The 22,352-nt window shown below is 36.6% G+C and carries 18 protein-coding genes; 6 read left to right on the top strand and 12 right to left on the bottom strand.

What is annotated here, in order from left to right:
* Positions 1-92 precede the first annotated feature (92 nt).
* Positions 93-983: an AraC family transcriptional regulator gene (locus tag CEF18_RS22085; RefSeq protein ID WP_110938644.1), complete on the bottom strand. Its 891-nt coding sequence runs from the start codon at positions 981-983 to the stop codon at positions 93-95.
* Positions 984-1,115: 132 nt separating this feature from the next.
* Between CEF18_RS22085 and melA the strand changes: the two genes are divergently transcribed.
* A complete protein-coding gene (gene melA / locus CEF18_RS22080) occupies positions 1,116-2,417 on the top strand; it encodes an alpha-glucosidase/alpha-galactosidase (protein ID WP_110938643.1) in 1,302 nt (433 codons plus the stop codon).
* A gap of 167 nt (positions 2,418-2,584) precedes the next feature.
* On the opposite strand, the gene dcd is transcribed toward melA, so the two are convergent.
* Together dcd and CEF18_RS22070 are read right to left on the bottom strand one after the other, a co-directional pair.
* Positions 2,585-3,139: a dCTP deaminase gene (dcd, locus tag CEF18_RS22075; RefSeq protein ID WP_110938642.1), complete on the bottom strand. Its 555-nt coding sequence runs from the start codon at positions 3,137-3,139 to the stop codon at positions 2,585-2,587.
* Positions 3,140-3,436: 297 nt separating this feature from the next.
* Complete coding sequence (locus CEF18_RS22070) at positions 3,437-5,248, bottom strand: N-acetylmuramoyl-L-alanine amidase (protein WP_110938641.1); 1,812 nt, start codon at positions 5,246-5,248, stop codon at positions 3,437-3,439.
* 426 nt (positions 5,249-5,674) lie between these two features.
* Between CEF18_RS22070 and CEF18_RS22065 the strand changes: the two genes are divergently transcribed.
* Positions 5,675-6,670 carry an LCP family glycopolymer transferase gene (locus CEF18_RS22065; protein WP_110938640.1) on the top strand — a complete coding sequence of 332 codons (996 nt, stop codon included), beginning with the start codon at positions 5,675-5,677 and terminating at the stop codon, positions 6,668-6,670.
* A gap of 121 nt (positions 6,671-6,791) precedes the next feature.
* Here CEF18_RS22065 and CEF18_RS22060 read toward each other — a convergent pair whose 3' ends face one another.
* From CEF18_RS22060 to CEF18_RS22035, 6 genes are all read right to left on the bottom strand, one after another.
* A complete protein-coding gene (locus CEF18_RS22060) occupies positions 6,792-8,219 on the bottom strand; it encodes a sugar transferase (protein WP_110938639.1) in 1,428 nt (475 codons plus the stop codon).
* Between the two features lie 195 nt (positions 8,220-8,414).
* On the bottom strand, positions 8,415-9,194 hold the full coding sequence (locus CEF18_RS22055) for a glycosyltransferase family 2 protein (protein ID WP_110938638.1): 780 nt from the start codon (positions 9,192-9,194) through the stop codon (positions 8,415-8,417).
* 35 nt (positions 9,195-9,229) lie between these two features.
* Positions 9,230-10,369 (bottom strand): glycosyltransferase, encoded by a 1,140-nt coding sequence (locus tag CEF18_RS22050; protein WP_110938637.1) that lies wholly within the window; start codon positions 10,367-10,369, stop codon positions 9,230-9,232.
* 15 nt (positions 10,370-10,384) lie between these two features.
* Positions 10,385-11,500 carry a glycosyltransferase gene (locus CEF18_RS22045; protein WP_110938636.1) on the bottom strand — a complete coding sequence of 372 codons (1,116 nt, stop codon included), beginning with the start codon at positions 11,498-11,500 and terminating at the stop codon, positions 10,385-10,387.
* A 251-nt stretch (positions 11,501-11,751) separates the two neighbouring features.
* The gene (locus CEF18_RS22040; RefSeq protein WP_183040995.1) at positions 11,752-13,809 is read right to left on the bottom strand and encodes a penicillin-binding transpeptidase domain-containing protein; all 2,058 of its coding nucleotides are present in this window, start codon (positions 13,807-13,809) and stop codon (positions 11,752-11,754) included.
* 230 nt (positions 13,810-14,039) lie between these two features.
* Positions 14,040-15,215, bottom strand: a complete 1,176-nt coding sequence (locus CEF18_RS22035; RefSeq protein ID WP_110938634.1) for a pyridoxal phosphate-dependent aminotransferase — start codon at positions 15,213-15,215, stop codon at positions 14,040-14,042.
* A 250-nt stretch (positions 15,216-15,465) separates the two neighbouring features.
* Between CEF18_RS22035 and CEF18_RS22030 the strand changes: the two genes are divergently transcribed.
* Both CEF18_RS22030 and CEF18_RS22025 read left to right on the top strand, forming a co-directional pair.
* Positions 15,466-16,263 (top strand): carbon-nitrogen family hydrolase, encoded by a 798-nt coding sequence (locus CEF18_RS22030; protein WP_110938633.1) that lies wholly within the window; start codon positions 15,466-15,468, stop codon positions 16,261-16,263.
* Between the two features lie 430 nt (positions 16,264-16,693).
* A complete protein-coding gene (locus CEF18_RS22025) occupies positions 16,694-18,394 on the top strand; it encodes a sensor domain-containing diguanylate cyclase (RefSeq protein WP_110938632.1) in 1,701 nt (566 codons plus the stop codon).
* 81 nt (positions 18,395-18,475) lie between these two features.
* Here the strand turns inward: CEF18_RS22025 and CEF18_RS22020 are convergent, their stop codons facing one another.
* The gene (locus tag CEF18_RS22020) at positions 18,476-19,213 is read right to left on the bottom strand and encodes a sulfite exporter TauE/SafE family protein (RefSeq protein WP_110938631.1); all 738 of its coding nucleotides are present in this window, start codon (positions 19,211-19,213) and stop codon (positions 18,476-18,478) included.
* Between the two features lie 210 nt (positions 19,214-19,423).
* Here CEF18_RS22020 and CEF18_RS22015 point away from each other — a divergent pair, with 210 nt between their 5' ends.
* Positions 19,424-19,885 (top strand): DinB family protein, encoded by a 462-nt coding sequence (locus tag CEF18_RS22015; RefSeq protein ID WP_110938630.1) that lies wholly within the window; start codon positions 19,424-19,426, stop codon positions 19,883-19,885.
* A 110-nt stretch (positions 19,886-19,995) separates the two neighbouring features.
* Here CEF18_RS22015 and CEF18_RS22010 read toward each other — a convergent pair whose 3' ends face one another.
* Complete coding sequence (locus tag CEF18_RS22010) at positions 19,996-20,688, bottom strand: LuxR C-terminal-related transcriptional regulator (protein ID WP_110938629.1); 693 nt, start codon at positions 20,686-20,688, stop codon at positions 19,996-19,998.
* 650 nt (positions 20,689-21,338) lie between these two features.
* Here CEF18_RS22010 and CEF18_RS22005 point away from each other — a divergent pair.
* Entirely contained in the window at positions 21,339-21,617 is a 279-nt protein-coding gene (locus tag CEF18_RS22005; RefSeq protein WP_110938628.1) for a hypothetical protein, read from the top strand.
* A 200-nt stretch (positions 21,618-21,817) separates the two neighbouring features.
* Here CEF18_RS22005 and CEF18_RS22000 read toward each other — a convergent pair whose 3' ends face one another.
* Complete coding sequence (locus CEF18_RS22000) at positions 21,818-22,117, bottom strand: hypothetical protein (RefSeq protein ID WP_110938627.1); 300 nt, start codon at positions 22,115-22,117, stop codon at positions 21,818-21,820.
* Positions 22,118-22,352 lie beyond the last annotated feature (235 nt).

The raw sequence follows: 22,352 nt of genomic DNA, 5'->3' as shown, positions 1-22,352 counted from the left end.
GATGCTAAATTTAAATAGGAAGAGCACTGAAAAGGTCAATGATGACATCCAGTGCTCTTCCTTATTGGCAACTAGTTTTTCTATTTCTAACCTTATCTAATAACAAGTCGATCAAATGGTATCCGACCCTTGTTTTTGCGAAATTCTCCTGGAGGTATTCCGACAGTTTTTCGAAAGGCTTTGTTGAAATAATTATCATTTGCATAACCAACATTGACTGCAATATCCTTCATTGTTAACTCTGTTTGGACTAATAACTCCAATGATTTCTCCATCCGTTTTTTCGTCAAGTACTGTCCTGGTGTCATATCAGTCACTTCTTTGAATCGCTTAATGAAATAATACCTGGACATATTTGCAGCATCTGCCACTTCCTCCATGGATAAGGGAAGAGCATAATTTTTGTTCATATAATTAATCGCACCTGTAATGTTTTCCGGAATTTGCTCCGGCGATTTTACCTGTTTAAAATAACGATAAACTTCCATAAGAAAAGAGTAAGCTTGAGAGGAAGAAAAATACGAATCTACTAAGTCTTTGTCTATTGCTTGCTTGTAGATCTCAAAAAATTTATCTACTAATTCTGAGTCTCTTGCAATGTTCAGGACATGACCATGTCTTCTTGTAATATTGCCCCAGCATTCCGCAGCTACATCTCCTTTTAGCGTCAAATAGAGAAACTCCCATTCCCCACTTGTCGAAGGAAGATAATAGCGATGATTGCTGGGTATCTCCACCATAAAAGCTTGCCCTCGCTTTAATTCATGTGTCTTGCCATTTATAGTTAGCGCCCCTTCACCAGAAAGAGTATATTGAAACACAAAATTACGCTTCTCCTTTCTCTCTAATCCATGCCAATTATAATCCTCAGATTTCGTTTTTTCCATGCCAATTACCGAAATATCCACCGCTGTTTCCAGATTTTCGTTAGAGCGAAATCCAATACTTTCGTAAGGTAAACCTTCATACGTGTCAAAAAACAATATCTTACCATCCCCTCATATTATATTACCATTGCAGGTGTTACCTTTCCTGTTTATTCTTAATATATAGGGATTCACTTTATTTTTCAATGAGAAATTCAAAACAATAATTTACCAAGGGGAGATGTTAGAATGTCAAAAATAACTTTTATTGGAGCAGGGAGCACCATTTTCGCAAAAAATGTGTTAGGAGATTGCATGTTTGTCTCAGCTCTCGAAGGTTTCGAATTCGCACTGCATGATATAAACGAGAAACGACTCAAAGAATCTGAGCAAATGTTACTTAATTTAGCAAAACAATATAATCCATCAATTACGATCACGGCAACATTAGATAGAAAAGAAGCCCTGACAAATGCAAAATACGTCATCAATGCGATTCAAGTTGGTGGGTATGAACCTAGTACCGTCATTGACTTTGAGATTCCCAAAAAATACGGACTTCGTCAAACGATCGGGGATACAATTGGAATTGGCGGTATATTTCGAACACTGCGAACCATTCCTGCTATGCTGGACATTGCAAATGATATGGAGGAAGTCTGTCCCGAGGCTTGGCTTTTAAATTACACGAATCCAATGGCTACATTAACAGGATTCATGCTTCGCTACACGAATATTAAAACAATTGGACTTTGCCATAGTGTTCAGATTTGTACGGACCATTTGTACAAGGCCCTCGATCTGGATCATGAGGGAATTGACGAGAAAATTGCTGGAATTAACCATATGGCTTGGTTACTGGAAGTTAAAAAGGATGGAAAAGATCTTTATCCTGAAATCAAACAGCGTGCTAAGGAAAAACAAGCTGAAAAGCACGAGGATATGGTCCGCTTTGAACTCATGAACAAATTCGGCTATTACGTCACTGAGTCTTCGGAACATAATGCAGAATACCATCCGTATTTTATCAAAAAGAACTATCCTGAACTGATTGACCGGTTCAATATTCCGTTAGATGAGTACCCACGCCGATGTATCAAACAAATTAATGATTGGGAAAAGATGCGAGAAAGCATGGTCAAGGATACGCAACTTTCTCATGAACGATCATTGGAATATGGTTCTCGTATTATTGAAGCAATGGAAACAAATGAACCGTTTAAATTCGGCGGGAACGTCCTTAACGACGGAGGATTGATTTCAAATCTCTCTAGAAAAGCTGTGGTTGAAGTTCCTTGTGTTGCCGATCGAAATGGTATTATCCCTGGCTATATCGGGGAACTGCCGGAACAACTCGCCGCTTTAAATCGAACGAGTATTAATACACAGCTGTTAACCATCGAAGCTGCAGTCTCTTTGAAAAAAGCACATATTTATCAGGCTGCGATGCTCGATCCTCATACGAGTGCAGAACTGTCGATGGATGACATTATTGCCATGTGTGATGAACTTATCGAAGCCCATGGCGACTGGTTACCGGAATATAAGTAAATTAGCCGAACCTAAAGGCATTGGAAAAGTCAAATTTAACCTCATCAAGTTCATTCTCAACGGTTATCAACACCAAAAAACAAAAAGATCCGCAACTTTAATTCCGTTGCGGATCTTTTTAGGCTCGCCTAACGAAAGGTTCCCATATATATCCTAATTTTGCTAATCTAGTCTAATCGCTGTTTGTTTTCATAATCTAATTGGACACGACTAGCTGTAGCGTGTTTCTGATCTAAGTATTTCCCTTGATACGGTGTCGCTTCTTGGTCAACTTCTGCAAGCACAAGCTGACAAATTCGCCGATTTACGTCTAATTCAATCGGCAGTCGGTTCGCATTGAAAAGTTCCAATGTAATACGTCCGCGAAAACCAGGATCTACCCAACCTGCATTTTGAATAAACAATCCTAATCGACCAATAGAGCTTCTTCCTTCTACAAATGCAGTTAACGAAGGCGGAATTTCAATGTATTCCTTTGTTGTAGCGAGAAGGAAAGATTGTGGTGGTATGACAATAGAGCCTCTTTCTCCTACATCGATTTCACGATATGCAGCTTCCGACGTCAACGAAAGCTTCGTACTTAAATGATCGTCAATGACTAAGAAATGGTGTCCTAAACGTAAATCAACTGAGGCTGGCTGAATTTGCTCAGGGGTCATTGGTTCGATCACCACTGCCCCTTCTTTTATTTTTTCCGAAATGGTCTTTCCGCTTAAAATCATTGCTCCATACCTCCCTTTTTTAGTACCTATACTTATTATCAGTTTATCATGAAAAGTCAGATAATGAATGGTTAAAAGGACAAGCGTATGGGGATTGGTAAACCTCTTTTAGAGAAAGAAAAGTTTTTTCCTTAAGAGAGAGTAATTTTCCATATAAATCGGCCTCCTAGAGCGGATTCGATCACCTCTGTTTGAAAGAAAACAACAATCTCTAAATAACCAATAATTTTATAAGTTCACTTACCTTGTCAAAAAAAGGGATTGGAAAAGTTTACAAACCTTCCCAATCCTCATCCTTTAATAATATTCTTTTAAAGCAGTTACTAGTTGATTTACATACTGATCCTGATTGTTGCGAAGCTTATTAAGATCGGAAGAATTAGACATAAATCCTAACTCTACTAACACCGAAGGCATTCTAGTACTTCTAATCACTTGCAGACTCATTTCCCTCGCTCCACGATTTCTGAGGTTCAATCCATTAGCTAATCGTGTTTGAATTACTTGAGAAAGCCTCGCACTTTCATCTCCAGCGTAAGAACGATTGTACAATACTTCGATCCCATTAGGTCCCGAATCATGCCATGAATTTGCATGAAGACTGATAAATGCATCTGCACCAGATTGATTTGCTTGATTTACTCGGTTAGAAAGTGAGATATACGTATCGTTTGTTCTACTAGTAACAACCTTTGCTCCTTCTTGCTCAAGTGCATTTTTAAGCTTATTTGAAACACTGAGTACGATCGTTTTTTCGTAGATATTCCCAGTTGCAACAGCACCTGGATCATTCCCTCCGTGACCTGGATCTAAAAAGATCGTTTTTCCACTTAAACTGCCATTGCTACCATTTCCTGCTGACGAAGTGGAGGTCTTCACATAGGATCCATGAATATAGGCATCACTATTTCCTAGCTTGATTTTAAACCATTCACCGCTTTTCTCATACAAAACCACTTTTGTTCCACGACCTAAGCTACTAATAATTTTACTGCTCGTTGAGGCCGATGCTCTCACATTCAAATTACTCGCGGTGATTTCTCCCGTTCCAAATCTAGAAGTTGATGTTTCGCCTCCGGAACTCGAATTTGATCCCCCAGTTGATGTCGTTATTTTTACGTAAGAACTGTGAACATACCCATAATTGCTTCCTATCTTAACTTTGTACCATGAGCCGCTTTTCTTATACAGATCCACTTTCGTACCACGGCTTAAGCTGCTAATAATTTTACTGCTCGTTGATGCCGATGCTCTCACGTTCAAATTATTCACGGTTATTTCTCCCGTTCCAAATGTAGAAGTTGATGTTTCGCCTCCGGAACTCGAATTTGATCCCCCACCTGATGTCGTTATTTTTACGTAGGAACTGTGAACATACCCATAATTGCTTCCTATCTTAACTTTGTACCATGATCCGCTTTTCTTATACAAATCCACTTTCGTACCACGGCTTAAGCTACTAATAATTTTACTGCTCGTTGAGGCCGATGCTCTCACATTCAAATTACTCGCGGTGATTTCCCCTGTTCCTGTTGCGGAAGCTGATGTCTCTCCTCCGGAACTCGAACCCGATACTCCGCTTGACATCGTGGTTTTCATATAGGAACCATGAACATATCCAAAATTGTTCCCTATCTTAACCTTGTACCATGAGCCACTTTTCCCATAAAGATTCACTTTTGTTCCACGGCTTAAGCTGCTGACAATTTTACTGTTCGTTGATGCCGATGCTCTCACATTCAAATTACTCGCGGTAGTTTCCCCTGTTCCTGTTGTGGAGGTTAATGTCTCTCCTCCGGAACTCGAACTTGATCCTCCGCTTGAAGCTGTTGTTTTCACATAAGAACTATGAACAAATCCTTTCACGTTATGGTAGGAAATTTTATACCATTTTCCTGAATTGTTCTCTATAGTGACCTTATTCCCCTTTTTAAGGCTACCCACAATTATTGAACTGGTACTGGCTTTTTCTCTTACGTTAAGAGAACTTGCTGTGACTTCACCTTGATCGTGTGAATTGGCATATGTATAATTGCTTCCATCCTGATTATATAATATCGATGTAGAAATAATAATCAGAGAAAAAACAATCATAAGTAACTTCTTCATTAATCAATCTCCTCTCACTTTAAGAATCAACCAAAACTTAAAAAATGCTTCCAAATAGTGTCTAATAACATAGCTAAACCAAATAAAAACACACCTACACAAGCAAAACTTACAGGCGAGCCCCAACGTATTTCCTTCATACATAATCCTCCAGCAAATATATTTCTATAAGTCTTTTAAAATTACCACAAATTTCTACATAAATACATAGTCTTTTTTACAAGATTTATCATAAATTCATTTTGTTAAAGAGACTATTAGTCGATAAAACAAGAAATAAAAGGAATTTCATTGGACATAAATAATAGCTTTACTGTTTTATAGATCTAAGGTAAAATGTTGTGATGGACTAATTTTATGATTTGAAATAATTTGTCGTATTTTCGTAAATATTACTTACTATATTAAATAGAGGAGTGTCTTCAAATGGCACAATCAAGAGTAAATAAAAGAAAAAAGCCTAGAAATAAATTTTTAAGAGTTACATTAATTACTTTTCTAGCACTATTTATTTTAGTAGGTGGAGCACTTGCCTACGGTATCTATAAGATCTCAGGAGTCACCTCAAGTGCACAACTTGATCTTGAACGTGGGGATATGTCAGAATACAGGGATGCTGCCGTAGACCCTATTGAAGATCCAGTCTCGATCTTATTTTTAGGACTCGATAGTCGTGATGGTGACTTATCGGGAAGAACAGATGCAATGGTTTTAGCGACATTTAACCCTGAAGAAGAAACAATAGAAATGGTAAACATCCCTCGTGACTCATACGTAGAGATTGTTGGCAGGGGCACATTTGATAAAATTAACCATGCACATGCGTTTGGTGGTCTTGATATGACACTTGACACGGTTGAAAACATGTTTGATATACCTGTTGACTACTTTGTTTCATTGAACTTCGATGCTTTTATAGAAATCATCGATGCACTTGATGGCATTGAAGTTGATGCTCCGATGGCCATTACTGATACAGATAATGCCACATACGGTACTATCTCCATTGAGGAAGGTCTTCAAACACTAAATGGTGAAGAAGCACTCGCTTACGTTAGAATGCGCAAACAAGATCCACGTGGTGATCTCGGCCGTGGTGATCGTCAAAAAGAAGTTATCGGTTCCGTTATTCAGAAAGCAGCAAGTTTTAGTTCGATCACACGTTTTGGTCCTTTATTAGACAGTTTTGAAGGCAATTTAAATACAAATATTAGCTTTAGCAGCATGTTAGGAATGCATTCTTATGCTAATGAATTAGCTAATATTGAATCCCACAGCTTAACTGGTCAAGATATCACTGAAAACGGCATATATTACTTCCAATTGGATGATGCGGTATTACAAGAAGTTTCTGATTCTTTTAAAGTTCATTTAGGGCTTCAAGAAGAAACAGTTGAAAATCAAAGTACTACAATTCAATAAAAAAAATCTCCTCACAATATGTGAGGAGATTTTTTGATTAAAGGCTGTTTTCGTAAACTTTATTATTTCAGAAAAAAAAGTCTGAAGGCGATGAGTCCAGCTAATACTCAAATATTAATACTTATGCTTTAACCGATTCTTTCTTTTTATCTTTGGTTTTAGAAGCTGACTTTTCTGCGTTTGTTGAGTTTGCAGAATGTTTTGATTGGACATTTTCATCGGTCCCTGTACCTTCGGCTTTTGATTTATCAAATATGACTATAATTGTTTTTAGAAGTATGACAATATCTAACCAAAAAGTATAATTGCGGATATAATACAAATCAAAACGTAACTTATCATCAACTTTTGTACTGTATTTCCCCATAATTTGAGCATAACCTGTGATTCCTGGTTGTACAGTATTTCTATATCCATAGTGATAGTATTCTTTCGAAAGCTGCTTAATAAAAAATCCGCGTTCTGGTCTAGGACCTACTAAGGACATATCCCCTTTAATAACATTAAACAGTTGCGGTAACTCATCAAGTCTCGTAGAACGCATAAATTTACCCACTTTAGTAATTCTATCATCATTATCCTTTGCTAGTACGGGTCCAGTTCCATTCTCGGCTCCTTCTACCATGGAGCGGAATTTATAAATCGTGAAAGGTTTATTTTTCTTCCCATATCTCTCCTGCTTATAAATAATACTTGCTTTTGAATCTTCTAACTTTACGATTAGTGCCGTAATTAAAAGTACTGGAGATATCAAAATCAGAATCACGCTTGCACTTACAAAATCAAAAATTCTTTTTATCATCGTCTGGTCCCAGGTTAAGCCAAAGGGTTTCACCGACATAACGAGTGTATCGTCTAATGGAGATACATGCGCTCTTTGCATTAACAATTCGTATAAAGTCGGAATAACATAAACCAGCTTATCATGGTTCATAGCATGGTAAATAATTTGCGATTTATCTTCTTTTATCACATTGTCGCAGAGAACAACATAATCACAGTTTTGTAAATGATGATCGATTTTCGAAATAGTTGTATTTGGTTTCATGCACTTAACGTTTGTATCCTTAAGCATAGGATGTTTGATTTTATTAACCATTCGTTGTGTAGTTTCTTCATCCCCAATAAGCAAAACTCTTCCTACTGTATTACCCCTTGTGAGTTTTAAGTAGGCTGTCTTGAAAATCATCAATAAAATTATTGTAAATATACTAGCGATAAGAATAACTGATCGAGGCATGGCAAACTCTCTGAATAAATAAGAAGCTGACATTGTTAAAAATGCCATGAATATGACAGCAATAACTATTTTCACTGAAATATCCCAAAGTGTATTTTTACGGTCAAGAGCGTACAGCTCATAAATAGAAATAAAAAACAGACCTATTAATAAAATCCAGGGCAAAAGAGATAAAAAGGATTCCCAGTTCCGGGTAGGAAAACCTGAATATCTAATATAGAATGCCGAAATATATGCAAAAAGTATACACAAAAGGTCACCTGTTATAATTAAAAACTTGTGATTTCTTGACTGACTTATGTTAGGCATAATCTTCCTCTCCCTTTAATAAAAAACACTCTCACTCTCCTAAAAAGTAGTCTTTCATTAAGTATATTCTTTTGCTATCGGTACTCAATTATACTGCTTATGAATGACAGTTTTTAGTAGTAGTAGTCGCTTTTAAAATAAATAAGTTACAAATCAGCTTAGTGTAAAGATATAAATCACACGAGTCAGATTCTTTTATCTAGATTTGGTATATTTAATAATTTTAAGCAAAGCATATTGTATAAAATAATAAACACTTTTAACTAAACCTAATTTCTCAATGTCACGGTATACTTTCCAATTTTGTTTTGCCATATTTAGTTTGTTACTAGAGACAGAATTTTCTACAATCCTATACTTTGATAAAGGTTTTTGTATACCAACAGCTCGAAATCCCCTTTTGCACAAATCCAGCCACAGCACATAATCTTGTCGAGTACGTATATTCACCATTTCAACTTGTCCAATCATATCTTTATTTAACATTACCGTTAAACAACCGATAACGTTTTGTTTTAAGAGTTGCTTATAATTCACTTCTGAAGGAACCTCTACAATAGAACCTTCCTTCTCTCCTTTTTCATCAATATTTATATAGGATGTATAAGAAAAAGCAAGGTTATTTTTCTGCATAAACATTAATTGTTCATGTAGTTTTTCAGGAAACCACTGGTCATCACTGTCCAGAAAAGCAATATAGTTACCCTTACTCTCATTTATTGCAGTGTTTCTTGCCACAGCAGCACCACTATTAGTCGAAAGAACAACGTAACGTATTCGCTCGTCCTCATTAGCATATTTCTTTATGATATCAACCGAATTATCCGACGAACAATCATCAACAATAATCATTTCCCAGTTTGAATATTTCTGTGCTAAAACCGACTTGATAGTTGCTTCTAAATACTTACTGGCATTGTAAGAAGGCGTAATCACAGAAATCAACGGTTCACTTTGTATATTTATACTTTCCATCCCTCTCACCACCAGAAATTACTCTACGATATTCATCATACATTATTTTTACTTCCAATCTGACTGTACCAATCTAAAAGCTTCTTTTCTTCCTTCTCCCAATTCAATTCTTCTAAAACTGCTTTTCGTCCGTTATTACCAAATTCTTTTGCTTTCATTGGATTTCTCCTGAGAAAATCGATCGCTTCCTTTATGTCACTTTCATTTTGAGGATTTACTGTAAGGCCACATTGATATTTATTAATAAATTCTTTCCACACTGGAAAATCGGAGCACAGAACTGGAATACCCGCAGTCATATACTCAAAGAACTTCGTAAGTTCTTTCTTTTTATAGTGATCTGAGGGTGGGAATAATGCTAAGCCCGCTAGCCACCTTTGACTCACATAGCTTTTATCCAATTCTTGTTTTGGCACATATCGATCAACGCCCTCCACAAAAAGCTGAGTTTGTTTTTCTCCAGCTACTTGAAACATTTCCTCAGCAAGTCCCTTTGAACATCTGCCAAAAAGAAAAACAGAGACTTTCTCATCTACCTTTGGCAAAGATGCATGTAACAATGCTCCTCTATCTTTTGTAAGGTTCCCTGTATAAAGGAGTTTATTTTCAAAGTCTTCATTCAGCTCATCATTTTTTAGCAGTTCCGGATTTAATAAAGGATAATTCAAGATACATTTCCCTCTCGGATACTTTTCCTGATAATATTTTTCTGCTAAACATAATTCCATATTACCTGATAGGAGCTTTTCAATCAGCTTGTAACATTTACTTATAAATACCCTTAAAGGTCTGTTTAAATAGGATCTAGTTACAATCCCTGTTTCATAGTCCTCGTGTATGTCGTAAACCACAACATTCGACTTTTTCTTTAATAACCATGCCACTGGCAAAAGTTCCGGATCATGAAAATGATAAAAGTCAGCGTTTAGTTTTTTAGCTTTTTTATATGCTTCAATGGTTGAAAAAACCATGCTAACAAATCTATTTTTATACTTTTTAAGAGGAAGAATCGATATTTCGTTCTGCCTTTCTAACTGCAGATCTGGAGACTCCGGTGCTATCAACGTCACATCGTAGCCTGCTTTATCCAGCGAAGAGCATTCCTTATAAAATATTCTTGGATCTAATGGATGATGTACTGTCGTAAGATGAACGACTTTCCTTACTTTTCCCATTTCACACCTCACACCTTACGATAAAGTTTCCAAAAAAGTGGTTTCGTATTGCTTTACAATTTCTTTAGCATCAAAGTGTCTTGCTCTTTCGAAACCTTTTTCGATCAGCGCAAGCCTTTCTGATTCAGGCAACGTTAGCACTCGAAGAATATTATCGGCTATATCTTCTGCATTTCCAACTTCACAGAGAGAACCGTACTTCCCACCTGCAAGAACTTCCGATGGACCCGACTTACAGTCGGTTGAAACAACAGGTGTTCCAGCAGCGAGCGATTCTGCAATAACATGGCTAAAACCTTCATGGATAGATGACAAAACAAATAAATCCGCTTTATTCAAATAAGAATAAGGATTTTTTTGAAAGCCAATAAAATGTACTCTTTCTCTAATATTTAACTCTTCCGATTTTACAATGAGTTCCTCTTTTAATGGTCCCTCGCCAAGAATTACCAACTGGGAATCGATTTCACTATTTACTTTAGCAAAAGCGTGAAGTAACGTAACCTGATCTTTTTGTTTGACTAAGCGTCCCGCTGTAACTATCACTTTATCGTCCGTTTTAAAAACACTTTGCCATTCATTTTGGATTTCTCCTTGATATATTTTACTCTGAATATGCTCTAAATCAATAGGATTATATATCACCTTAATACTATTTTCTTTAATTTTATATCTCGTAACAAGGTTGTCTTTCACACCTTGAGACAAAGATACAATTTGATGAGCCATTTTGTAAATAGTCCCAAATGCTAAAAGTTGAAGATTTGTTTTGAAATCCCCACCTAGATTATCAGCTTCCCTTATGACACTTTTAGCTGAAGATAAAGAAAGTATCCTGGAGAAAATAGCAATCGTATTCACTCTCGGAATAGTACTGAATACAACGTCTATCCTCTCTTGGCGAATAATTTTAGCAAGTTTAAATATAGATCTGCTAAGTCTCTTCGTATCTAATTTTATAAATACAACATCTTCTTTTAATTCATCAACATAAGATCCATTGTAATTTAATGTCACTAAAACAGGAGCAAATTTATTTCTATCAAGATTATTAATAATGTTTAACAGAGTCCTGGCTGCCCCTCCAGCTCCCATCTCATATATAAAAAATAAAATCCGTTTTTTATTCATCGTTATACTGCCCTCTCACATTATAAATTATTGTGTCGTTGCGATCACTTTAAGTTATGATTATAACATATAAATTCCCCCATTAATCGATCATATAAACGGGAAGATGATCCTTATGAGATTACAACTTAAGAATTATGACGGTTTAATCTCCTGAACAAGGTAAAATCATAAAAAAAAGACGTCCCCCACTCAAATGTAGTGAACATCTAACACAATTCTCTAGTTTTTGTTACTCTTTATTCCAGATTTTACTCAGCAAGCTTACTATAAAATTTATTCGTTAAATCAACGACATAACCACTTCCACCTTTGTCTTGCACATCTTTTACCATGATTGTTGTTAACAGATCTTCCTCTTCTGTATCAAAGCTGACGAACCAACCGATTTGTCCCCCTTCTTCATCTGATTGATCCATTTTAAGTTCAGCAGTCCCTGTTTTTCCTGCAAGAGACCTGTCATGTCCAGGATTTGCACGGTTTGCTGTGCCATTACTATTTTGGACCACCTCTACTAACGTATCTCTAACGGTAGAAATCGTCTCAGAGGAAGCAATTGCTTCTTGGAATAGCTTCTCCTCTGTTTCCTGGAACAGCTTTGGCTGAACGATGGCCCCGTCATTAAGAAAAACAGTATACAATGCTGCCATATGAATGGGTGACGTTTGAACCTGGCCTTGACCATAGCCTGTATCTGCAAGTAGGATTTCTGTATCGAATCCTTCATTCGTTAACGTCGAATGGTAGAGTGGGAAGTCAAATGGAAACTCTTCTCCAAATCCATATCGTTCTCCCCATGCTTCAAATGAATCTTCCCCCAGCCTTAATGCTTGTTGGGCAAAATAAATATTGTCCGACAGAGTCATAGCTGTGGTTAAGTCAATATTTGTCTCTCTGTCATTAACGCGAGTGACTTTATAGCCGCCCCATTCGCTGTCCCCGGGTTGCCACTGAAGTCCCTCAATCGTTAATTTTTCCGTTGGGTCCAGTTGTCCTTCTTCTATTCCGGCAATGGCTGTGAATGGTTTGAAAATGGAGCCGGGCGAATAGGTATGCTGAAAACGTTTTTCAAATAGGACAGCTGAGTCTTCGAGATTTTCGGCTCTCGGGTCTGACAATTGCAGATAACGAAGATTTGAGTCAAACGAAGGTTCACTGACCATTGCCAATACTTCTCCTGTTTTCGGGTGCATGACTACGCCTGCCCCAGTATCTTCCCCGAGTGTCTCGGCCATTTTCCGCTGTAACACCACATCCAAAGTCAGGTGGATATCCTCTCCATCTTCTTCAGGTTGATCTCCAATAAATTCTCTTGTCTCACCGTCTTCCGTCTCAATCGTTACACTGACCCCACCTGTTCCTCTTAATCGTTCTTCATAAATATCTTCTAATCCATCTTTACCTAAATAAGAAGTGGTTGTATATCCTTCTCCTTCATGTTCCTTTAATTCTTCTGCGGTAATTGGACCTGTATATCCAATTATGTGTCCCGTAATATCACCGTGTGGATAGACACGCCCCTCCACTTTATCCAGAAGTATTCCATCAACTTCCGCAAGAAGTTCTTTCGATCGCTCATCTGTCATTGCCAATCGTTGAATAGGTGCTGGCCAATCCGGGTGATCCGGAAACCGATTTGCAAGATCAATCGTTTTTTCCTCATCCAAATCCATAATTTCAGCAAAGGTAATGGCAGATTCCTCTGCATCATCAGATATTTCCGGCACAATCTCTCCCGAATAAACCTCGCCATTTATTGCCAATCCTTCCCCATTCCTATCGAAGATCTCTCCTCTTATCGGATCTAGAATATCAATATTGACTACATCTGATATTTCTTGAATCCCAATCATCATATGACTTGGATCCCAAGCAACTTTCCACTCCTTTATTTCTTCGTCGTCTTCAGTGACTCGCGTTACTCTGTTTACATCGACTTCTATATTAGAGTTGAGTTCGCCAATGATCGAGTCCATCGACACCTGAACAGGATACGTTATTTGTTCTTCTTCCTCCAGGTCAATCTCTTCCTCTTCAAAATTTCTTGCTTCAAAATTCAATTCAATATTTTCAATACCCATGTCAGCGTACATTTTTTCGTATCTTTCCTCAAAACTCCATTCTTCATTTGCTATTACTTGCTTCGACTCTTCCTCAACGACGTCTAACATTCCTGTAAAAGATTCACTTTTCCAAGCCGTAAGGTAGTCTTCCAACGGTTCTTCCGGATGCATTTCTTCTTCATTTGCACATCCGAATAACATAGCTCCCATTACTGAAAAAACGATAAGTATGCCTAATCTATTCATTGATTCCCCCCACATTTATCTGGATTCCTCCGCCATAATTACCATATTTAAGTAATACAATTTTATCACGTTTAAGAGGTCATTTCCATGAATCTTAGGTGGATTTGTTGAATATTTAATTTGATACTTCGCACAGCAAAAAAAGTTGAATGAAGGAGAACCCCTCATTTCAACCTTCAGCATGAATCACCGCCTTTGCTTTTTCGAATTTCTCCGTTTACGAAAGCGACTTAAAACAATGCTAGTTTTTCAATTCGCTTCACAGCTTCTAAAAGTCGGCTTTCTTCTGTCAAAAGACCCACTCGGATATATCCTTCTCCATACTCACCAAATCCATTACCCGGTGCCACTACGACATGAGCTTTTTCCAGGAGAAGGTCAGCAAACTCTTCTGATGTGAATCCATTCGGAATCGGGAGCCAAGCAAAAAAACTACCTTTCGGCGCTTCTGCTTTCCATCCAATAGCATAAATTGCCGTCATAAACGCATCCCGTCTCTTTTCGTACGTTTCCCTAATTGTCTCTATAGCTTCTTCGGGTTCCTGCAAAGCATGAGCAGCTGCCTCTTGTATGGCACCGAATATGCTGACGTACATGTGATCTTGAATGAGATTCAAACTTTCAATTACCGATGGATTGCCTACTGCAAAAGCAATTCTCCAGCCAGCCATGTTAAACGTTTTCGACAGCGTATACATTTCAACACCGATATCTTTGGCCCCTTCCGACGCAAGAAAACTTGGCGGTTTTTCGCCATCGAATCCAAGTGCGCCATAAGCGAAATCGTGGACCACACAAATATGATGTTTCTTCGCGATTTCAACCGTCTCATCAAAAAATGAAGAAGTTGCAACTCCAGCAGTCGGGTTATTTGGATAATTTAGAAACATCAGCTTTGCTTTATCAAGCGTTGCTGCATCTATATCTCCGTAATCAGGTAAAAAATCATGTTCCTGAGTTAAGGGCATCGTCTCAATTTTTGCATGAGACATAGCCATTCCGGAAAGGTAATCCGGATATCCCGGATCAGGAAGTAACGCGACATCCCCGTTATTTAATAAACATTGGCTAATCTCTACTAAGCCTGTTTTTGCCCCAAATAAAATAGTAACTTCTGTTTCAGGATCTAGATCTACATTATATTCTCGTTTATAAAAGTCACATACAGCCTCTTTTAAAAAGGATTGTCCTCGAAACGGGGAATACTTATGGTAATTTGGATTATCTGCTGCTTGTTTAAGCTTATCCACGATATGTTGGGGTGTTGGTTGATCAGGATTACCTTGTCCAAGATTAATAATGTCGTGCCCTTCATTTGCAAGACTCTGAACCTTTTTCACTAACTTCGCAAAAAATTGTTCAGGTAATCTTTTCAATGCTTCCGAGGTTTCAAAGTTTCGTGTCATATTTATTGGAGTGCCTCCATTCATTATTACGTATTTGCCTAAAGGTGTTTTTGAAATAGTGTTGCTTTTAAAAGAGTTTAAGGAACAACCGTCTATTACCTAAACATACAATATCATATAAAATCATCTAACGAGGTCTAAACTAATTTTTCTGGCGTATAAGCTGCTCGTGTCGATTTACATGTCTAAAAAGCGTAGTATGAGGGAAGAAGATGTTATACAAGAATTGTCGAGAAGAGGAGTAGATAAGATGGGATTAAAACTAGCATTGATCCAAATGAATATTGCTTTCGGTCAACCAAATATAAATTACCGGACGGTAGAAAAAAGAGTCACAGAAGCAGTGAAAGAGAAAGTCGATGTGATCGTATTACCAGAGCTCTGGACAACTGGATATGACTTAAGCCGATTAGCTGAAATTGCTGATCCAGGTGCGAAAAAAGCGATTCATTTCCTTTCGACACTGGCGAAGACACATCATACGAATATCGTCGCCGGTTCAGTTGCTAAACAAACTGAAAAAGGCACAACAAATACTATGCTTATGTTCAATAGAGATGGTAGGCTTGTGAAAGAATATAGTAAAGCACACTTGTTTCGTTTAATGAATGAAGAAAAATACTTGGTCCAAGGCGAAGAGGATGGACTGTTCGAATTAGAAGGAGAACCATGTGCCGGAGTTATTTGCTATGACATCCGATTTCCTGACTGGATTCGCACACATATGGTCGGTACTGGTCTTCAGCCAAAAGTGCTTTATGTCGTTGCAGAGTGGCCTAAGAAACGGATCGATCATTGGCGTGCCTTGCTAATCAGTAGAGCCATTGAAAATCAATGCTATGTGATTGCTTGCAACCGAGTGGGGTCAGACCCCAATAATGAATTCGGAGGACATTCCATGGTCATCGGTCCATGGGGTGAAGTCATTTCTGAAGCACAAGAAGAAGAGACCATTTTATACAAAGAAATCGACCTGAAGGCGGTAGATATAGTACGTGAAGAAATTCCCGTTTTTGAAGATCGACGACCAGCCTTGTATCGTGTTTAATATAAGAAAAACGCAAAGCGTCTTTTATTAAATAAAGGGTTATCTTTCGCAGGAGTCTGTCGGATTTTCTCGCCTATGCTCTCGTTTTCGACGTGCTACTTTTGTAGGTGCTACTCGAATGAAGGGTGGGTTTACCTTGATACTTTCGGCGTGAAGGTAGCTGCCAATTTTATAAATTCCTACCTTGCGAAAAAGAGGGAATCAACTAGCTTATTTAGCAATTGATTCCCTCTTTTTGCTGTGTGCGACTAGCAATAGTCCTTCCCCTTATAACGTACGGTAAATAAAATACATTTTTTTGAAAAATAGCCAGAAAATTCACTGACATTCTAGGTCTAACGATGTATAATAAATAAGTTACCATTTATAATAGTCAGAATATTCCATTATACAGTTATTTAAGAATTATTTACGTTAGGGAGGAACGTCCATGCCAATAAAAAATCAAAGACTTGTTTGGGTAATTTGGTTTACAATTTTTACACCTTTTCTTATATATTCCTTTTCTTCAAAGAGTGAGGTATTAGTGAACAATTGGCCGGACATTCTCGTGTTCCTTATTCTAATGCTCATAGCTTCCTTATTTCCTATTAAATTTTTCAATACACCTTTCATGCCTATTCAAGGTGTATCCTTAACATTATTCTTATTCTTTGGCATGGTCATCGAAGCACTGGTCATTCAAATAGCTATTTTCAGTATGTTATTAAGAGTCCGTGTTCCGAAAGAGGATGCTTACCGCTTTCCTCTCAATTCCCTCATATTCATTGGGACTTCTTTTGGGGCAGGATCATTATTTTACCTCACCGGTGGTACAGTTCCGATAAACGAAACCAATTCCATTTACAGTATGATTCTTCCCATCATTGTGTATGTTAGTAGCTACTTTTTATTAAATAACTACCTTATTTACATTCTTAAAAATACATTATCAACTCTAAAAATACCTAAATTTTTTAACCGGGCATTATTATTGCAAGCTTTAACCACTCTTTTAGTCGTTCCTGTCGGAATAACACTAACCGTTTCTTACCATTGGTCAGGGTACCTAGCCATTATACTAGTCGGTATTCCAATTATTGCTTTCTTTATTATTTTACAGCTATACAATCGAAGTAGACATGATGCTCGGCTCCTTGAAAAAGTCAGTCAGTTTGGTCACAATATTAATGATACATCTACAATTAATGATATTTTGTTATTATTCTCCCAAAGCTGCCGTTCTATTTTCTCTTCGGAAAATATACTTCTATACGAAAGACAAAAGAATGGAAAACTTCACAGAATCAATGTTCCGTCTAAATTGCCCGAAGAGATGACATCGATTACTTTTCAAGATGGAGTCACTCTCGAAGTTTTTAATACAAGAAAGTCGCTTTTGTTTCACTCAAAAAACGCTTGGAAACATTTAGACCCTTTGAAAGAATTAACAGATACCCAATCTATATTATCTGTCCCCGTATATCGCAAGCAGGTGGCTGGAATTGTCACCTTAACCTCTTCTAAACCAAGAGTGTTTGGAAAAGTAGACTTACGCTTATTAGAGATAATGGGGAATTATACTGTCGTTGCATTACAAAATATTCGTCAGTTAGAACAAACGAAACAGGAAAGCATTATGTGTTCTTTAACTAAGATTTATAATTTCCGCTACTTTGAAACACTTTTAAAGGAACAATACAATCAAGACTCTTTAATGTATTCGATGATTTTAATTGACTTAGATCATTTTAAACGAATCAATGATGCATACGGGCATTATAGTGGAAATAAAGTATTGAAAGAAGTCGCTTCCATTTTACGAGATTTAGTAGGAAACAAGGGTGTCCTGGCGAGGTATGGTGGCGAAGAATTTGTTATTTTGTTAGATGGACAGAACTCTCTAAATTCCACCGGTCTTGCAAATACGATAAGAGAAAAACTGGAAAATCATATTTTTTATGTAACAGAAGATTTATCTGATGGAAAAGATGCTGATATCTGCATCACTGCAAGTATTGGGGTCGCCACCAAGGAAGAACCAAGCCAGTCCCCTTTGTCAGTGCTTCGCAACGCAGACCGGGCTATGTATACAGGTGCGAAGGAACAAGGGCGAAATAAAGTCGCAGTATTCGCCAGTACTTCATTCTAATAGAAAGAGTGGGAACATCATCAAGCAGTTTAGTTACCACTCATCCATTGTGTTCCTCTCTTCTATTTTATGTTTATGTATCTAAGCGAACAAAATAAGGTTCACAGCTGCTACAGCAACAAATACAGCAGCTATTTTCTTAACATCCTCTTGTGAAACAAACGTGAAACAATAAATTCCAATGCGTGAACCTATAATAACGGTAACAACCCCTACAAAAAAGTACACAAGGAAATTCCCGGTAAAGTCTCCGTTTAATGCGTGAGAACCGATAGTGAAAAGACTTGTCAAAACGAAAGTTGCTTGTAAATTAGCACTGTATGCATATTTATCCTTACTAAAAATAAGCATCATAAAGAAAACAAAAAAAGGTCCTCCTACAGCAAAGACACCGCCTACTAATCCTCCAAAAAAACCAAGGACCACTGGTAACCAAGTCTCATTGGTCACTTTTGTATCTTTTGGAGCTTTACTAGTAAACAAATAGATAACTACTCCGATAAGAAAGATTCCCAGTAGATTTTTCAAGAAGTCCATTTCTCCAAATCTATCAAGAACAAAAAAACCACATAATCTGCCTGTTAAAGCCGCTACTAACAAAATTCTTATTTTTTTCCATTGTATATGTTTATACATTTGCGCCACGATGCTTAGAGCGGTAATCAGTGCTAAAGATACTACCAACAATGTGCTCTCCTTAATCGTAAAAATAAAGGGAAGAAAACTCATAGCGATAATCCCGAAACCAAATCCGCTTACACCTTGAATGAAGCTGCCGATAAATAAAATGATAAAAATTAGAAAAAGTTCTGTAAGCATGGAATGCAATCCTCTCAAAAACCGATATGTACTAATAAAAACGGCATAGCCGTCTTTATTATTCGAACCAAATTACATCATACACGAAAAACTTCGGCATACGAAATGAACAGTCCCTTTTTTGATCTATCTTTATATTATTTGCAAGTCACATAAATGACGACAACGAAAAATTGAGTTATCATGGAAGCAAAGAGGAGGAATAATACTATGACTATAGCTAAAGAATTAAGAGGGTACTTTTTATCACACCGTACGATCACGAACGAATTAATTAATAAAATAGACAAAGAACACTATAATTACCAGCCAACCGAAACGTCTATGTCTGCTCAAAAATTGGTTCTTCATATGCTAACATCTTTCTATTCCATTACATCAGCTGCAGCAAAGCAACAACCAAAACAGCTTCATGATGCGACTGAAACCGACCTAAATTTATCTGAGCTCGCTAAAACCTATACCGAGGAGACTTTGACACTTTTAGATTCAATATCTGATGAAGGCTTTTCAGAAATCATTGATCTTTCGGATACTATGGGAATGAAAATACCTGCTAAAGCTGTTATCCATGCAGCTATCGACCATGAAATTAATCACAAAGGAAATTTATTTATCTACGTGAGAGAAATGGGACACACTGATTTACCGATGTTTGTTTTCAAAGGATAGTAAAATGCAATGAACAAAATCGCTTCATTTATTAAATGCCAAGGGCGCTGAAAAGTCGATTTTTACTTTTCAGCGCCCTTATCATTCTTCCATAGGAGTCTCGCGGATTCTTATCTTTCCCCAACTGCCCATTCATTACGAATAGCATAGACAACTGCTTCCGTTCTGTCATTTACGCCTAAATTCTTTAATAATTTACAGATAATTGTACTTATAGTGGAAGGTGAAAAATGAAGTTCCGTTGCAATTTGTTTTGTACTTTTACCGTCTAATAATAATTGCAGAACGTTTTGCTCATTAACTTTTAAAATGTGAGCAACTTTTTCTCTATTTAGAACAAAGCTTTTCAAAGGAGTTTTTGATTGTTTTTTTCTGTCAATCTCAAATGCTAGCTTTTTTTGAATGGCCGGGTCTACTAATAAACGCTCATTTCTTAGGAGTTCAATCACATTGTTCTCGTTTTGTAGTAAAAACTCATAGGAAATCATCCCATATACCGGTAACGCCAACAATGATACAAATTCTTCTCTTACTTTCGTTTTAGTAACAATAATTATTTTTTTCTTACCTTGAAGCTCTTTTTTGAAGTAAGCTAAATTTTCGTCATGAAAGTATGTACAGTCTTCCACTAAATATAAAAGGTAGTCATACGGTTCTTCACAATCCAATTTATTTGTTGTATACATGATTGTTACATCTATTAAATCCTTATTATGCTGAAAGATTTTTTCTTCGGTAAGTATCTTTTGACTATCAAAAAGTATGACTTTTAAATGTTTTTTTACTGTTTTTACATTATTCAACCCATCACACCTCCGTATTTATCGAATTATATATAAATAATTTACATATAATTAGATTAAATATAGTATATATGAATTAGTAGATGGAATACATATAAAGTTTTAGTATAAAACTATTTTGAATATAGAACTATTTTCTCTATATAATAGCCACTCTATAATACCTGGTTTTTTTACATTTTAAAGGGTATTTTTTCAATATTCGACAAGTTTCTCGAATATAAAAACCGAATTTTTGTCGATCTTTATCATATTTTACGATACAATGAAAACTAATCCAAACTAATACTTCACTAGAGTCAGTTTTTCAAACATTTTAAATAAGTCAAAAGACGCACGAATTAAACCTCACTCCTCTTTACTAAATTAGGTTGCTAAAAAATGTAAAATTCATTCCTACTAGTTTTATAGTTATTATTATTTGATAAAAAACCTACTTTTAAGCACTAAAGGCCTATTATATAAAATACTATATAGGTCTTTATTCTGAACTCAGTATAATTGATTCATTTTTTCTAACCTAACTGAGATAATAAGATATATTAAGAAAGCTATAAATTTCTGAGAAATAAATGAATCACAAAAGTGAAACCATCAAAAGGCTTTTCGGGTGCTTTTATGAACCTTATTATAGAAATGGAGAATATCATATGTTTTGGACATCAACAAGAAAAAAGAAAGTTTTGGAAGCCACACTGGCCGAATGCCCTATATGCAACGAAGCAAATGAAGTTAGTCTTTGGAATCAGTTAGTATGTGATACATACGGAGATCATTCTCCAGACATTAGGACAGCAGCTTTGAATAAGAAGAATACTTTTCCATACCAGTGTCCCACATGTTTTAAAGGTTTTTCTGCACATCGTATTAAATTCAGTAAATCTAATGAGAATGGCTCCTTTGAAACCCAGGAATTTACATCGTCTTAATTTAACTTAAAAAGTGTCTATTTAAATATTCCTGGTCATTTCAGGCGTTATCTACATTACAAATGTTAGCGTTTTTGGAATAGTGCAAATGAGTGGTTAGCAAAAAATAAGTGGAGGAGTTCACGAACTTCCACTACCCTTAAAACTATTTATCGTCATTAAAGCATATTTAATCCTTGTTAAAGTGATTCTTTTTAACCTTAAGTATTCTCATCCAATACCACTTCTCTTAAAATATTGCTATTAGCAATACTTAAAAAGAAGGGCGTTCGTTCATACTTCCCCATCGTAATATTCAACTCTCTAACTTCAAAGTATCGAAACTCATCCGTATCGATTTCAGCTACCAACTCCAGCCCTCCACTTGAACCTCGTACATAAACGCATATAGTTAAGTCATCTTGTATATCATTAGTATTTACTAAGCCTGCTAAGGTATATGTCCCATTTGGATTATGCTGAACACAGACAGTGAAAACATCCTGCAATGTTTCAATCATTCTTCAAAAACTCCTTTGTATGGAAAGGCTAAACTATAGAAATTAGAAGATTATTATAACATTCCTCCATATACTTTTACAAAACCATCTTTACTATTATCGTTTAGCTTTTAAAGATAGATCTTATATTATATTAGAGAGACATGTAAGCGCAGGAACGGAAAGAAAATCATTTCTTTCAGCGCCTGCGCTTATTATTACATACAATATACACCCACGAAAAGGTGTGTGGAAT

Origin of the sequence: Salipaludibacillus neizhouensis (assembly GCF_002886185.1) — a bacterium.
GTDB lineage: Bacteria > Bacillota > Bacilli > Bacillales > Salisediminibacteriaceae > Salipaludibacillus > Salipaludibacillus neizhouensis.
The sequence above is the reverse complement of the archived record's forward strand: the minus strand, read 5'-3'. Positions and strand labels throughout refer to the sequence as shown.

Bases quoted from the DNA above. Each gene is read 5' to 3' on its own strand.
- CEF18_RS22025 (WP_110938632.1), top strand. From the start codon at position 16,694: ATGCCAATAAAAAATCAAAGACTTGTTTGGGTAATTTGGTTTACAATT.
- melA (WP_110938643.1), top strand. From the start codon at position 1,116: ATGTCAAAAATAACTTTTATTGGAGCAGGGAGCACCATTTTCGCAAAA.
- CEF18_RS22035 (WP_110938634.1), bottom strand. From the start codon at position 15,215: ATGACACGAAACTTTGAAACCTCGGAAGCATTGAAAAGATTACCTGAA.
- CEF18_RS22040 (WP_183040995.1), bottom strand. From the start codon at position 13,809: ATGAATAGATTAGGCATACTTATCGTTTTTTCAGTAATGGGAGCTATG.
- CEF18_RS22030 (WP_110938633.1), top strand. From the start codon at position 15,466: ATGGGATTAAAACTAGCATTGATCCAAATGAATATTGCTTTCGGTCAA.
- CEF18_RS22050 (WP_110938637.1), bottom strand. From the start codon at position 10,369: ATGGGAAAAGTAAGGAAAGTCGTTCATCTTACGACAGTACATCATCCA.
- CEF18_RS22060 (WP_110938639.1), bottom strand. From the start codon at position 8,219: ATGCCTAACATAAGTCAGTCAAGAAATCACAAGTTTTTAATTATAACA.
- CEF18_RS22055 (WP_110938638.1), bottom strand. From the start codon at position 9,194: ATGGAAAGTATAAATATACAAAGTGAACCGTTGATTTCTGTGATTACG.
- CEF18_RS22065 (WP_110938640.1), top strand. From the start codon at position 5,675: ATGGCACAATCAAGAGTAAATAAAAGAAAAAAGCCTAGAAATAAATTT.
- CEF18_RS22015 (WP_110938630.1), top strand. From the start codon at position 19,424: ATGACTATAGCTAAAGAATTAAGAGGGTACTTTTTATCACACCGTACG.
- CEF18_RS22045 (WP_110938636.1), bottom strand. From the start codon at position 11,500: ATGAATAAAAAACGGATTTTATTTTTTATATATGAGATGGGAGCTGGA.
- CEF18_RS22000 (WP_110938627.1), bottom strand. From the start codon at position 22,117: ATGATTGAAACATTGCAGGATGTTTTCACTGTCTGTGTTCAGCATAAT.
- CEF18_RS22005 (WP_110938628.1), top strand. From the start codon at position 21,339: ATGTTTTGGACATCAACAAGAAAAAAGAAAGTTTTGGAAGCCACACTG.
- dcd (WP_110938642.1), bottom strand. From the start codon at position 3,139: ATGATTTTAAGCGGAAAGACCATTTCGGAAAAAATAAAAGAAGGGGCA.
- CEF18_RS22070 (WP_110938641.1), bottom strand. From the start codon at position 5,248: ATGAAGAAGTTACTTATGATTGTTTTTTCTCTGATTATTATTTCTACA.
- CEF18_RS22020 (WP_110938631.1), bottom strand. From the start codon at position 19,213: ATGCTTACAGAACTTTTTCTAATTTTTATCATTTTATTTATCGGCAGC.